Here is a 13,551-nt window from a genome sequence, read left to right as displayed (position 1 = left end):
GGATCGATATGGCCGCCACAACCCTTCAGGCTAGGAGCACGCGATCGAAGACTCCCAGGCGGATTCAAGAATCCAGATCCGACCGGATATTCACCGTCGTCAACTACATCGTCCTCACTCTCCTGCTCCTCGTCATCCTGTATCCGCTGATATTCATCGCCTCAGCGTCCATCAGCGACCCGGACGCCGTGTCGTCGGGTCGCGTCTGGCTCTGGCCTGTCGACATCAACTTCAACGGCTACGAGACGATCTTCAACCACAAGCCGATCGTTCGCGGGTTCGCCAACTCGCTCTTCTACGTCGCGGTCGGAACCACCCTCAACCTCACGCTGACCCTCCTGGCGGCATACCCGCTGTCACGGCGCGACCTCGTCGGTCGCCACTGGTTCATGCTGCTCTTCGTCTTCACCATGATGTTCTCCGGTGGGCTCATCCCCACCTACCTCGTGGTGCATGACCTGGGTCTGCTCAACACGCGGTGGGCGCTCATCCTGCCCACCGCTCTGGCCGTGTGGAACGTGATCATCACTCGGACGTACTACCAGGTAACGATTCCTCACGAACTGCTCGAGGCGGCGCGCATCGACGGCTGCGACGACTTCCGCTTCTTCTGGAGCATCGTGCTGCCGCTGTCGAAGCCCATCATCGCGGTCAATGTTCTCTTCTACGCGGTCGGCCACTGGAACCAGTTCTTCAACGCTCTCATCTACCTGACCAACGAGGAGCTCTTCCCACTCCAGCTCGTGCTCCGGGAGATCCTCATCCAGAGCAGCATCGACCCGACGATGGCCGACGCGGCCGAGCTCGCCCGTCGGCGGGAGCTGCGCGACCTGCTCAAGTACTGCCTGATCGTCGTGGCCAGTATCCCACCGCTCCTTGCCTACCCCTTCGTACAGAAGCAGTTCGTCAAAGGCATCATGATCGGCTCTCTCAAGGGCTGACTCTCGCGCAGGGTCCCGGCGAGCTAGAGGAGGAACGATGGTCACGCTGCTGCGCCGCCCGGATGCGCACCGAGAGAGCGTCGCCGAGCAGCCTCAACGGCCTCGCACCACGACCTGGCGCAGGGCTCGCAACTGCTGGCAGCTGTATCTCATGCTGCTGCTGCCAGTCGTCTACCTTCTCATCTTTCACTACTGGCCCATGTACGGGCTGCAGATCGCGTTCAAGAACTACAACGTGGTGCAAGGGATAACCGGCAGCCCATGGGTCGGCTTCTCGCACTTCGAACGCTTCATCGAGTCGTTCATGTTCTGGCCGGTGATCCGGAACACGATCATCCTCCACTCGTACGAGCTCCTCGTCGGGTTCCCTCTCCCGATCATCCTGGCGCTGGCTCTGAACCAGGTACGACTTCGATGGTTCAAGCGCTCTGTGCAGATGATCACCTATGCCCCGTACTTCATCTCGACTGTCGTCGTCGTGGGCATGTTGGTCGTCCTCCTCGACCCTCGTACCGGGCTGCTGAACAACCTGCTGGGCCTTTTCGGGCTTGGGCCACTCGATTTTCTGAGCGACCCGAGCTATTTCCGTCATCTCTACGTCTGGTCGAGCGTCTGGCAGAACCTGGGCTTCGGGTCCGTCATCTACCTGGCCACGTTGTCGAGCATCGACCCACAGCTTCACGAAGCCGCGATCGTCGACGGCGCGTCACGTGTCAAGCGGATCTGGCATATCGACCTGCCGGGGATCATGCCGGTGGCCGTCATCATGCTCATTCTCAACATCGGCTCGATCCTGTCGATCGGGTTCGAGAAGGTCCTGCTCATGCAGAACAGCCTCAACCTGTCGACCTCGGAGGTCATCGACACCTATGTCTACAAGATCGGCCTCGCCGCCGAGGTGCCACAGTACTCGTACGCCGCGGCTATCGGGCTGTTCCGATCCGTCGTCGGTCTGATCCTGCTGGTCATCGCCAACCAGATCGCCCGGAGGTTCGCCAGGTCCAGCCTCTGGTAGCTGACACCGACCCCACCTGCCGAGACACGCAGCTCACCGCACTGGAGGAGTTCGACTGTGACCACGCATCCGCTGAATGGCCCGTTCCAGCCGACCGTCGAGTCACTGTCGACGTTCGAGGTGCCGGAGTGGTTTCGCGACGCGAAGCTCGGCATCTGGGCGCACTGGGGTCCGCAGTCAGTACCTCGCCTGGGTGACTGGTACGCCCGACACATGTATCGAGAAGGCTCGGAACAGTACCGCCACCACGTACGCACGTACGGCCATCCGTCGAGGTTCGGCTACAAGGACATCGTCGCCCTGTGGAAGGCGGAGAACTTCGATCCCGAGGCCCTCATGGACAGGTACGTTGCGGCCGGCGCACGCTACTTCGTCGCTCTGGCGGTGCACCACGACAACTTCCTCAACTACGACTCCGCCCTCCACCGATGGAACTCCGCGAAGGTGGGGCCTGGGCGTGACCTCGTCGCGGAATGGCGAGAGGCTGCTCTCAAGCGTGGACTACGGTTCGGGATCAGCGAACACCTCGGCGCATCGTTCAGCTGGTTCGCGACGAACAAGGGTGCCGACCAGGCCGGCCCGTACAAGGGAGTGCCGTACGACGGAACCGATCCGGCCTACGAGGACCTCTACCTGCCGAACCAGGAGCACTACCGGGCGGGCGATGAAGCCGTGCAACACCCGTGGTACACGTCGAACGCCTGGTGGCACCAACGCTGGCTGGATCTCGTCACCGAGATGATCGACAGGTTCCAGCCCGACCTGCTGTACACCGACGGTTCGCTCCCCTTCGAGTCCGACGGGCACGCGGCGGGCGCGCGTGCCGTCGCCCACTTGTACAACACCAGCGCAGCCGCGCACGGTGGAGTCAACCAGGCCGTCTACACGCAGAAGACTCGGGATCCCAACCTGGTACGTGTCGGGGTCCTGGATGTCGAGCGAAGCCAGGAACCGGACATTCGGCCTGACCCGTGGCAGACCGACACCTGCGTCGGCAACTGGTTCTACGACTCCCGCTGCCGCTACAAGACGCCGGGACACGTTCTCGAGATCCTTGTCGACGTCGTCGCCAAGAACGGCAACCTCCTGCTGAACATTCCGTTGCGACCCGACGGCACGCTCGATGACGAGTGCAGCTTCCTCCTCGACCAGATGGCTCGCTGGATGAGCATCTGCGGAGAAGGCATCTTCGGCACCCGGCCGTTCCGGGTGTTCGGTGAGGGCCCTAGCCGTGTCGTGATCGACGGGTTCCGGGAGGACCGAGTCGACTGGACGCCCCAGGACTTCCGGTTCACCCAACGCGGCAGCACCGTGTACGCGTTCCTCATGCGTTGGCCGAGCGACCGCACTGCGCTGATCCGTACCTTCACCTCAGCGGATCGCGTGCGATCAGTCCGGCTTCTCGGTCACGGCGACGTCGAGTGGGCGCAGGTCGAGGAGGGTCTCCGTGTCCGCCTGCCCGAGACCGGCCCGGCTGAGGAGCTGAACTGCTTGGCGATCCAACGTGCCGCACGCTAGCTGTCCGGCGGTCACCCGTCGCTACCCACGCCGCGGGCAGAGGCCGTCCGGCAGGTGACGGCGTGGGGTCCCTACCACCCACGACCTGGCCGACGACGCCTCGCCGCTCACGCGCTGCGGCCGCGACGGCAAGGTCGACCGAGCGCGTCGAGGTGGTAGTCGCGCCCCAAGCACGACGTGGCGACCCGGGACCTGACGCTAAGAGCCCGTCCTGACGCTGTCGCACCGCTGCGGCGGCCGGGCGACCCCATCGCGTCTCTCGTCGGCCTGGAGCTGTGAAGGACCGTCAGCCCTCCGGATAGAAGAGGAAGAGCGTGCAGCCCGTCGTCGCGGGCACGTGCCATGACCCGGCCGGTGCGTGGAGGAAAGTGCCGGCCGGATGGTCCCGTGCGCTGTCGTTGAACGTGCCAGAGACGACGTAGACCGGGTTCGTGGACGACGGCGCGGCCAGGACGTGCCCGGGTCCATCTCCAGCACGTGGGCGTGCGCCCCGTTCGGCCCCTCCCGCGAGCGAGGGCCCGTGGAAAGCTCCGGTGCCACCGTGCCCGCTTGCCCCTACGGTCCGGAGCGTGCCGCCCGATCGTTGACGATTGCCTTCGACGCCCACGACCCAGCTCGCCTGGCAGCATTCTGGGCCGCGGTTCTGAGCCGGGAGGTCGTCGAGGAAACCGATGGAAAGCTGCTGCCCGGCGACGAGACACAGCTCGGTCTCCGCTTCGTCTCCAGCCACACAGCGAAGGTCGAGCCCAGCCGGATGCAGCTTCACCTGACCATCACCAGCATCGACGACCAGCGGCAGAAGGTGGAGACGGTGTTGCGGCTCGGTGGGAGCCACCTCGACGTAGGTCAGCGTGGCGACGAAGGGCACGTCGTCCTGGCCGATCCCGACTGCAACGAGTTCTGTGTGCTCGAGCCGCCGCCTGGGTACTGGGACCGCGCCGCCTGAGGCCAGCGAGCTGCTCGTCGGATGACGTCCGTCCACTCGTGACACATGGAGCCCAGGTTCGACGAACCTGGGCTCCATGGTTCCTGAGAAGGCTTTTCGCGGACTCACCGTTGTCCGCGGTTCCGCCGCAGTGCTCCCCTCAGCGCTCGTCGGCGGAGGCGGTGGCGGTGACGTGGTAGACGCGGCCACCCCAGCCGTCCTCGGGGAACGAGTCCGAGACCCGCACGTAGGCCGCCTTGTCCGGCCCGAGGAACGGCGTCAGGTCGATCACCTGGTCGGCCTTGTTGCTGCCGTCGGTGATCCACCGGTCCTCCCGCAGCACGGTGGTCCACTGCTCGGCGTCCGGGCTGACCTCCACCACGTACTGGTTGTCGATCGTCAAGACGACCCGCGCCGACGTGGTGTCGGCCGGGAACGGGAACTTGTAGACGAAGTAGCGGTGACCGTCGGCGAAGCGGTTCTGCACACCGTTGCTCTGCGAGCCGTCGGCGTCCCACAGCCACGGCAGCTCATCGGCCGTTCCCGTGTCGAAGTCCGCCTCGTGCGCGACCAGCACATCTGACCGGGTGCTGAACGACAGCCCGGGTTCGGCGGTGACGGTCGCCGTGACGTCGTGGTGGCCGTCCGCGGCGCTCGCGGGGATGGACACCTCCACCGGGAAGGCGCCACTCACCGGCCGCGCGCTCCCCTTCGGGCGCAGCGTGATCGTCCCGGTCGTCGGCGAGACCGCCCAGCCGTCCGGTGCCTCGACCTTCACCGTGACCTTCATCGGCTTCGATGCCGGGCCCGTGACCGACACCCCGACGTCGATCCGAAGCTTCGTGGTGCCGGTGCGCGCGGGCATGACGACCGGCTGCGCCGGCGACGTGGTAGCGGCGAGGGAGTACGTCGGCGCCGGCACCGGAATGTCGGCGATCAGGGCGCTCAGCGCGCTCGCCTGGGTACGCCAGTCGAACACGTTGGGGTGCTCCGGGCTGGTGCCACCCGCCCAGCGCGTACCGAGGCGGTTCGCGGCGTCGCGGTCGCGTTCCCAGATGGTCTCCGCCTGCTCGGCGATGAACGCCCGGTACCGCTCGTCGCCGGTGGTGTCGGCGAGGTCCATCAGGTAGCGCAGGAAGATGCCCTTGAACTGCTTGGCGTTGTCGTCGCAGGTACGGTCGAGCGCGTCACACCACTCGGTGAGCACGCCGTCGACGGTCAGTCCGCCCTCGATGGCGGCGTCGGCGAGCCGACGCGCCATGCTCAGCAGCTCCGGGTCACCGGTCGCCCGCCACAGCTCCAGCGCCCCGCCAATCGCCAAGCCCTGGTTGTAGGTCCAGACGTTCTGACCGTTGTTCTGGCAGTCGTCGTTCAAGCCGTCGTTGACCAGGTAGTCCTGGTTGATCATGCCGCTGTCGACGTACCAGTCCCACGCGGCTTGAGCCCTGGTCAGCCAGTACTTGTCACCCTTGATTCGGTTGTGGAGGGCGGCGGTCAGCCGGATCCACTGACCGTTGGTCACGGCGTTCTTGTAGGTCCGCTCCGCGTTCCACCAGACCCCGCCACCGCAGGTGGTGTCCCAGTAGTCCTCGGTGAACTCGGCGATCTTCTCCGCCATCCGCAGGTATTTGCGCTTGCCGGTGAGGTCGTAGGCCTGGACCCAGTTCAAGGCCCACCACATACCGTCGTCGATGGCGCGGCTGGTGAAGTTGCCCCAGATCTCGTCGGTGGACAGCTCACCGGCAGGGAACGGACCCTTGTTCCGCTCGAACGTCCGGTCCAGCTGCGGCAGGTAGCGCCGGTCCCCCGTCCGCTGCATGTAGTCGCCGATCGTCTGCAAGGCGACAGCCGAGTTCCACCAGCTCGACGGGAACCACGCCTTCTCCCAGTCGTACGACGACATCAAGACGTCCGCCGCGACGCGGGCCCGCGCCACCGCGGTCGATCCGTCGGTCAGGTTAGGCGCCTTGGCGTTGGCGGCCGCGGCCGGAGCCATGCCGAGGAGCAACGCGGCGATCCCAGCCAGGACAGCGCGAACCCCGCGACGTGGTGGCGATGTGGGCACGATTCCACCTGCCTCTCACAAGCGTGCGTCAGGAACCTGGCGAGGGAATGGCATGACAAACGTAGGGGGACGCGTGGAGGACCGGTAAGACGTGGGCAGGTTTCGGACACCGCCCGACCAGAACCGGACGGTGGACCGGCGACAATCTCATGTCGACGCAGGGGTCGCACCCGTTCTGAGAACGCAGTTAGGCAGCCGCTCGCTCCGGTCAAGCCTCTCACTGGTCGGCCGTAGGCATCGCGCAGCCAGCAGGGATGGATAGGGACTCGCCGACTGGCGCCGGAAGCCGGCGGCACGCGCGACCGCCGCGCACGGCGTTGCCGGACAGTCGAATCTCGCCCGCGGAGGCGTCGATGTCGACAGCTAGCTTCCGTCCGCGGAACGTCAACCCGCTGAGGCCTCCATCGGCGCCCGGCATCCGGACGAACAGCGGCTCACCGTCATCGGCGCGGTAGCCGTTGCGCAGCCAGACGACATCGATGACGGTCACCGCGCCGAACAGTGAGGGCCGGACGCCTACACCGACAGGGCCATCGGGCGGGTCGTCGTAGACCTCGGCGAACACACCGGCCCGCACGACGTCCCGCAGGTTGGCCTGGAGGAAGACGTCGGCCTCCCGCACCATGCCGGAGTCGAGCAGCCCGTACGCGGTGTAGGTCACGTCCGGCGCCTTGACGTTCGGGAACCCCCATCCGGCCAGTGTCGCGTCCGGGCGGTACTCGCCGAGAAAACGTTCGATGAGCAGTCGCCGTTGCCGCTCCGTCAGTCGTGGCAAGTGCAGTCCGGTGCACACCCAGAGCGTGTTGCCGGGGCTGTCGGGGTGACTGCCCTCGACGAAGTGGTACTGCAGCGTCGGATAGGGACCGTCGACCGGGAAGAACCACGCACCATAGTCAGCGCTCAGTGCGTCGAACTGGTCGTGCCAGAACGTCACCTCGTCGTGCCGACCCAACCTCGCCGCGATACGCGCGGCGTAGTCGAAGTCCAGGAGCAACGACACGACGAACTCGGCGTCCCGCTCGTCAGGGATGTCGTGGTCGCCGAAGATCCACCGCGGATTCTCCCGCGCCCACAGCAAGTACCGACGCAGATTCTCGTAACAGGCCGCCAGTCGCCCCGTGTCGCCTGTCACGTTGTACAGGATCCAGGCGGTCTGTGCCTTGCGGCTCGGAAGGCTCTCGCCGCCGAGCCGGCCGGTGTCGTCGACGAGCGACATCAGACCCAGGAACGCTCGCCATGCGATGTCCGGTTCGACGTAGGCGAGGTACTGCATCCCCAGCAGGCTGTCCCAGCTGGCGGACGGTCGGGAGCCTTCAGCACCGAACGCCCACATCGACGGCTTGCCCGTCGCGACCTGCGGGAACGGGTAGTCGATCTCCGGCATCTCCGGCAGCGTGTTCGCGGACAGGAAGTGCCACGCTCGGTAGTAGGTCACCGCGATGTCGTCCGCGCTCACCCCCTCGGTGGGTACCGCGGTGAGCGTGAAGTCGGCCGGACGGGGCACGCGGGCGAGGTAGCTGTTCCAGTAGTCGCGCCACCGAGCACGGGCCCGCGGAGCGGCGTTCGGGCGCGCGGCAGCACGGGCCCGATCCGCGGCGACCCCGCCTCCTTCGCCTCGGTGGGCGAATCCGATGCCGACCGTCATCCCACTCGCGGGGAGTTCGGCCGACCAGAAGCCGGTGGAGGGTGGTTCAGGCAGCGCCGGGCCGCCGGCGAGCAGGTCGAGCTCGCTGCGGTAGTAGGTGACCTGTCGGCCGGGACCGACAGCCACGGCGTAGCGGACATTGCCCTGGCTGACCGACAGGACTCCGCGTGCGGCGTCGTACTGGACCGCGCCGGTGAACCGTCCCGCGAGGGCGAGACCTCCGCCGTCGATGTCGAGTCCGGTTCCGACGAGAAGGCGCGTGACGCTCGTCGTGTCGTGGAACACGTCGTATCCATGGAGTCTCCCACCCCCGGCGTACTCGGCACTGAAGTCGAGCGCCTCCGGCCGCCAGGTCGTCGTGTAGGTGGCGGCGACTTGCAGCCAGGTTGTCGGCCGCCCATGCACGGCGATCCGCTCGACGACGAGCGGTGCCTGCCTCTGCACGACGAACAGCCGGAGCGTGAACGTCTTCGTTCCCGACCACCCGGTCAGCTGTCGCAGGTCGTAGGTGAACGTTCCGGTCGCTGTGGTGTCGGCCTGCAGCACCGTGTCGACGTCACTCGACCCGTCGTTCACCTTCAACGCCCATGCACCGACGACGTCGAGAACCTCGATGGACACGAGTGGGAACGTGCCGACGTCAAGAGTGAGTTGACGTGACAGCGCGCCCCACGGGTTGGGCGCCGAGTCAGGCAACACCATGGTGAGTCGTGATTCCGCCACGCTGGCGGAGACACCTGGCTCGGCGGACCAGGCGGGATCGAGCTCGACGAACTCGTCAGAGAACGCCTCGGGCGGAGGCTGCGGGTCGGGCTCACCGCCAGGTCGGCGGTAGACGGTCAGCAGGGATGGCAGTCGTATGGCGTCGTCGTACGCGAAGTAGCCGGCGGACAGCGGTAGCTGCGGACCACTGTTCTGGGCGACCTCACTCGTCGACTGGTTGAAGTCGTAGGGGTTCACGACGATCCGGCTCATCGGCACCGAAAGCCAGCGCGGCTGGCGTGGCCCCGTCATCGCGAGATCGTCGACTCTCAGGGCGGCACGGTCCGATGCGGAGTTCTCGAGGGTCGCCCCAGCTCGGTCGAGCGGGGTTAGGCCGGTGAGGCCGAGTGCTCCCGCGACGCCGAACAGTCCGCGCCGTGTGAGTGTCCGTCCCTGGTCTCCGGCGTCCGAAACGCGCGTCCGTGCCCGTGCCATCGTGCGCCTCCCGCTCGGCGACGCTAGTGCGACTCACGAAGCGGGTGAAGACGCCTGGCCAGCAAAGGTCGTCAGCTCACATGCTCGAGGCGAGAGCGACAGGAGGCGTGCAGGCAGCTGAGGACCGCTTAGACGCCCCCGCTTAGCCGAGGACGTGGAAGCATTTGGTCATTAGAAGCACCTTGTTTCGCCTATCTGCACCTCGACGTACTCGACCATGACGGGCGTGAGTAGCTGCTCGAGTCAGCGAGGGTGCCGTCCACATGACCCGGCCCTGATGGGAGATCGCGATCCGGTCGGCGAGTTGCCCGGCGTCGTTCGATCGAGGTGAGGAGGACGGTCGTGCCACTCTCGGCGAGTCTCTTGACGGTCTGCCATACGTCGAGGCGCGCCTGCGGGTCGAGCCCCTGTCGTCGGCTCGTCGAGAAGGACGATCGGCGGACTCCCGATCATGCTCATCGCGATGTCGCGCCAGCGACGCATACCACCCGAGTACGTTGCGACCTTCCGCGTGGCCGTGTCGGTCATGCTGCTCGGCATCACTGACTACTGGTCCCGCAAGTCCGCGCACGATCGAGCACGCGTTCGACCGAGAGCCGGTGGGTGACCGGGATGTCGCCAAGGCAAGGGCGACGTCTCACTCACCGGGGCACGGGAACGTCCTGAGGGTGGGTTCGCTGGTGCGAACCGCTGCCCGTGCTCACCGGTCGGGGAGGTTGAGTCGCTTCAGCCGCTCGTATGCGCCACTGATGTGCTTGTCGATGGCGTCCTGCGCGACCTGCGGGTCGCCCAAGGCCAGCGCGTCGCGCAGCTCGAGGTGCTCGATGTAGCCCACCTCGAGGAAGTCCGGGAAGCAGGCGTTGCGGGCGCGGAGGTAGGCCATCACCTGACCGCGAAGAGACGACCAGACCCGCTGCACTCGGCTGTGGTCACAGTAGGCGTAGATGATGTCGTGGAACCGGAGGTCGAGGAGGGCCGCGTCGTCCGGATCGATCTTCTTGTCCACGCGCTTCATCGACTCCAGCACGGCATCCATCTCGGCGAACCCCTGCCCCTGCATTCGGGTGCAGGCACGGCTGGCGGCCAGCCGCTCGATGGCACCCCGGAGGGTGTGCACCTCCTCGATATCCGCCTTGGTCAGCGTGCTGACGAACGCCCCCCGGTGCCGGCGTAGCTCGACGTACCCCTCCACCTCGAGGCGCGCCAGGGCCTGCCGGACGGGACCGCGGCTCACCTGGAGCGCGTTCGCCAGCTCGGACTCCTTGAGGTGCTGGCCAGGCTTGAACCTGCCCTTCATGATCATCTCGCGGAGCACGTCGGTCACGAGCTCGCCGAGAGGGCGCTGCGACGGCAGGGGCGAGATGCCCTCAGCCACGGACCACCTCCTCCAGGGAACACGTACCGAAACCAAGCGAACACTCCAGCGGAGCTGACCGAGATTGTACAACAAAAACAATTTGTCATTGACAGTTTCCTGGTAACAGGAGACACTCATGGCCCAATACCCGCCGCCAGGGTCGACGGGGGTGCTCTCCCTCGCTCGCGGGACCTCGCTCCAACCCGGAAGTGCCTCACGACCGAGGGAAGTTGAGGCTGCCCATGACACAGAGCACCGACACGGCCGCGGCCCACGTCAGCCGAGTCACCTTGGGGCCCTTCCCGCCGGCTGCCCCCAGCGATCCCCATGCGCCACACGTGGAACGGGCGCACGTGGACGTTGACGCGTCCGCCACCCAGGGACCCCTCACCCGGATCTGGGAAAGCATCGGGTACGACGAGAACAACTGGACCTACACACCGACCGGCAAACGCCTGCTCCGGACGTTCGCCGAGCTCTCAGGCGGTGGCTACTACGTCCGTCCGCACTACGTGTTCTGCTCCGGCAGCGGCTTCGGCATCCCGCACTGGGGTTCCGGCAACGTCTACCACGAGGACGCCGAGGGACGTCCGTACTACGACTTCTCCATCGTCGACCAGGTCTACGACGCCATCGTGGGGGCCGGCCACCACGTGCTCGTCGAGCTCGGCTTCACCCCGCGCGACCTGCTTCCGCCGGAGGCAGCCGAGCTCACGGTGGTGCCCAGTCCAACCGTCTACACCGCCTACGAGGCGGGCGCCTGGGGCTACCCGCCCCGCGACTACGACAAGTGGGCCGGCCTGGTCGCCGCGCACGCCCGCCACTGCCTGGAGCGATACGGCGAGGCGGAGGTCTCCACCTGGCTGTGGGAGCTGTGGAACGAGCCCGACATCTACTACTGGCGGGGCACACCACAGCAGTACTACGAGCTGTACACGGTCACGGCGCGCGCCATCCGTGAGGTGATCCCACGCGCCCTGGTCGGTGGGCCGGCGGTCACCAGCGGCGGCCTGGAGTTTCTCAAGGGCTTCCTCGACTACACCTCGCGCCGCGACGAGCCCTTGGACTTCATCTCCTACCACACCAAGGGCTGCCGCTTCACGACCCGCGAGTACCGCCCAGCCGACAGCCCGCCCACCGAGCGGCTGAGCCCGATGTCCACGAAGATGCTGTACGACATCCGGGAGTTCAACCGGGCGATCGCCGAGCACGAGCGGTATCGAGACCTCCCGGCCATCGTGGACGAGTGCGACGCGGCCGTCCCCGCCCACTTCGGTCGATACGACAACCGCAACTACGAGTTCCAGAACACCGAGTACTACCCCGTGTTCCAGGTCAAGCTGATGAAGAAGATCCTCGACCTGAACGCGAGGGAGACCGTCAAGGTCCGACTAGCGACCTCCTGGAGCTTCTACTTCGAGGGCGAGCGGTACTTCGAGGGCACTCGGGCCTTCCTCACCGCCGGCGGCGTCGAGAAGCCTCTGTTGAACGCGTACCGGATGCTGTCACTGCTGGGTGACGAGCGACTCAGCGCCACCTCCGACGCCGCGTGGAGCGTCGACGAGCTGGACCACACCGACGGCAGCAGCATGCGCGAGGAGGTCGACGTGCTGGCCTCCCGCTCCCAGGACGGAACGGTGGCGGCCCTGGTCTGGCGTCACACCGACGACCAGTACCAGACCAGCGAGCGAGAGACGCCGGTCAGGGTGACGATACGCAACCTGGCCCACTCGACCGTCCACGTGCGGCACTACCGGATCGACGCTGAGCACAGCAACTCGCACACACGCTGGAAGTCCCTCGGCTCGCCGCAGGACCCGACCCCCGAGGAGCTCGCTCACATCAAGGCGGGACAAGGGCTCGAGGAGCTGGAGCCCGCTCGCACCATCGAGACCGACTCGGGTCGTGTCGTCCTGGACATCTCACTCCCGCTTCCAGCCGCGTCCCTCCTCATCCTGAAGCCCGCCCGTTGACCACGCGGGACCGTCCCATGGCGTGTGGAGGCACCAAGGAGCACCCATGAGCCAGCCCTACGTCACCCTGAACAACGGCGTACGCATCCCGCAGATCGGCTTCGGTGTCTTCCAGGTTCCGCCTGAGACGACGCAGTCTGTCGTGGAACGCGCTCTGGAGGCCGGATACCGACACATCGACACGGCCGCCGCCTACAACAACGAGGCAGGCGTCGGGGCCGCCGTGCGGGCGAGTGGCCTACCGCGGGACCAGGTCTTCATCACCACCAAGCTGCGCAACGGCGAGCAGGGCTACGACTCGGCGTTGAAGGCATACGACGACAGCCTCGCTCGTCTCGGCCTCGACTACGCCGACCTCTATCTCATCCACTGGCCCAATCCGGCCGCGGACAAGCTCGTCGACAGCTGGCGCGCCCTCGAGCGGATCTACCACGAGGGACGGGTGCGGGCCATCGGTGTGTCCAACTTCCTGCCGGAGCACCTCGACCGGGTGCTGGCCGAGGGCACGGTCGTGCCCGCCGTCAACCAGATCGAGCTACACCCCACCTACCAGCAACGCGAGCTGGCGAGCTACTGCCAGCGGTCGTCCATCGCGGTGGAGGCGTACTCCCCGTTGGGTAGAGGACAGGACCTCGACAACCCGGTCGTCTCGGCGCTCGCCGACAAGCACGGGGTCAGCCCCGCCCAGGTCGTGCTCCGGTGGCACCTCCAGCGGGGCCACATCGTGATCCCGAAGTCGATCTCGCCGGACCGGATCCGCTCCAACATCGACCTCGCGGGCTTCAACCTGACGCCCGAGGAGATGGCCTCGATCACCGCGTTGGAGTCCGGCAACCGGACGGGAAACGACCCGCGGACCTTCTCCTTGAGCCAGATCCGGTAGCCACGGCCACGAGGGGGGGTGTGGCGATGTCC

At 66.5% G+C, this 13,551-nt stretch carries 10 protein-coding genes; 6 read left to right on the top strand and 4 right to left on the bottom strand.

The window, feature by feature from the left end; translation table 11 throughout:
* Positions 1-8: 8 nt before the first annotated feature.
* The 4 genes from DFJ64_RS13050 to DFJ64_RS19720 all read left to right on the top strand — a co-directional run bounded on the left by DFJ64_RS13050 (position 9) and on the right by DFJ64_RS19720 (position 4,420).
* The gene (locus DFJ64_RS13050; RefSeq protein ID WP_115850697.1) at positions 9-941 is read left to right on the top strand and encodes a carbohydrate ABC transporter permease; all 933 of its coding nucleotides are present in this window, start codon (positions 9-11) and stop codon (positions 939-941) included.
* A gap of 37 nt (positions 942-978) precedes the next feature.
* Positions 979-1,956 carry an ABC transporter permease gene (locus tag DFJ64_RS13045; RefSeq protein WP_115850696.1) on the top strand — a complete coding sequence of 326 codons (978 nt, stop codon included), beginning with the start codon at positions 979-981 and terminating at the stop codon, positions 1,954-1,956.
* Positions 1,957-2,013: 57 nt separating this feature from the next.
* On the top strand, positions 2,014-3,474 hold the full coding sequence (locus tag DFJ64_RS13040; RefSeq protein WP_211310609.1) for an alpha-L-fucosidase: 1,461 nt from the start codon (positions 2,014-2,016) through the stop codon (positions 3,472-3,474).
* Between the two features lie 520 nt (positions 3,475-3,994).
* Positions 3,995-4,420 (top strand): VOC family protein, encoded by a 426-nt coding sequence (locus DFJ64_RS19720; protein WP_147304699.1) that lies wholly within the window; start codon positions 3,995-3,997, stop codon positions 4,418-4,420.
* Positions 4,421-4,559: 139 nt separating this feature from the next.
* Here the strand turns inward: DFJ64_RS19720 and DFJ64_RS13025 are convergent, their stop codons facing one another.
* The 4 genes from DFJ64_RS13025 to DFJ64_RS13010 all read right to left on the bottom strand — a co-directional run bounded on the left by DFJ64_RS13025 (position 4,560) and on the right by DFJ64_RS13010 (position 10,681).
* A complete protein-coding gene (locus tag DFJ64_RS13025) occupies positions 4,560-6,464 on the bottom strand; it encodes a glycoside hydrolase family 76 protein (protein WP_245941107.1) in 1,905 nt (634 codons plus the stop codon).
* A 217-nt stretch (positions 6,465-6,681) separates the two neighbouring features.
* Positions 6,682-9,123 (bottom strand): hypothetical protein, encoded by a 2,442-nt coding sequence (locus tag DFJ64_RS13020; RefSeq protein WP_115850694.1) that lies wholly within the window; start codon positions 9,121-9,123, stop codon positions 6,682-6,684.
* 426 nt (positions 9,124-9,549) lie between these two features.
* Positions 9,550-9,834, bottom strand: a complete 285-nt coding sequence (locus DFJ64_RS13015) for an ATP-binding cassette domain-containing protein (RefSeq protein WP_425452189.1) — start codon at positions 9,832-9,834, stop codon at positions 9,550-9,552.
* Positions 9,835-10,006: 172 nt separating this feature from the next.
* On the bottom strand, positions 10,007-10,681 hold the full coding sequence (locus DFJ64_RS13010; protein ID WP_211310607.1) for a GntR family transcriptional regulator: 675 nt from the start codon (positions 10,679-10,681) through the stop codon (positions 10,007-10,009).
* Between the two features lie 224 nt (positions 10,682-10,905).
* Between DFJ64_RS13010 and DFJ64_RS13005 the strand changes: the two genes are divergently transcribed.
* On the top strand, positions 10,906-12,636 hold the full coding sequence (locus DFJ64_RS13005; RefSeq protein WP_115850692.1) for a GH39 family glycosyl hydrolase: 1,731 nt from the start codon (positions 10,906-10,908) through the stop codon (positions 12,634-12,636).
* Positions 12,637-12,682: 46 nt separating this feature from the next.
* Positions 12,683-13,519, top strand: coding sequence for an aldo/keto reductase (locus DFJ64_RS13000; RefSeq protein WP_115850691.1), 837 nt, complete (start codon positions 12,683-12,685; stop codon positions 13,517-13,519).
* Positions 13,520-13,551 lie beyond the last annotated feature (32 nt).

Source organism: Thermasporomyces composti, from assembly GCF_003386795.1.
GTDB lineage: Bacteria > Actinomycetota > Actinomycetes > Propionibacteriales > Actinopolymorphaceae > Thermasporomyces > Thermasporomyces composti.
This window is presented reverse-complemented; position numbering and strand designations above follow the sequence as displayed.

Bases quoted from the DNA above. Each gene is read 5' to 3' on its own strand.
- DFJ64_RS13000 (WP_115850691.1), top strand. From the start codon at position 12,683: ATGAGCCAGCCCTACGTCACCCTGAACAACGGCGTACGCATCCCGCAG.
- DFJ64_RS13015 (WP_425452189.1), bottom strand. From the start codon at position 9,834: ATGACCGACACGGCCACGCGGAAGGTCGCAACGTACTCGGGTGGTATG.
- DFJ64_RS13045 (WP_115850696.1), top strand. From the start codon at position 979: ATGGTCACGCTGCTGCGCCGCCCGGATGCGCACCGAGAGAGCGTCGCC.
- DFJ64_RS13050 (WP_115850697.1), top strand. From the start codon at position 9: ATGGCCGCCACAACCCTTCAGGCTAGGAGCACGCGATCGAAGACTCCC.
- DFJ64_RS13005 (WP_115850692.1), top strand. From the start codon at position 10,906: ATGACACAGAGCACCGACACGGCCGCGGCCCACGTCAGCCGAGTCACC.
- DFJ64_RS13020 (WP_115850694.1), bottom strand. From the start codon at position 9,123: ATGACGGGGCCACGCCAGCCGCGCTGGCTTTCGGTGCCGATGAGCCGG.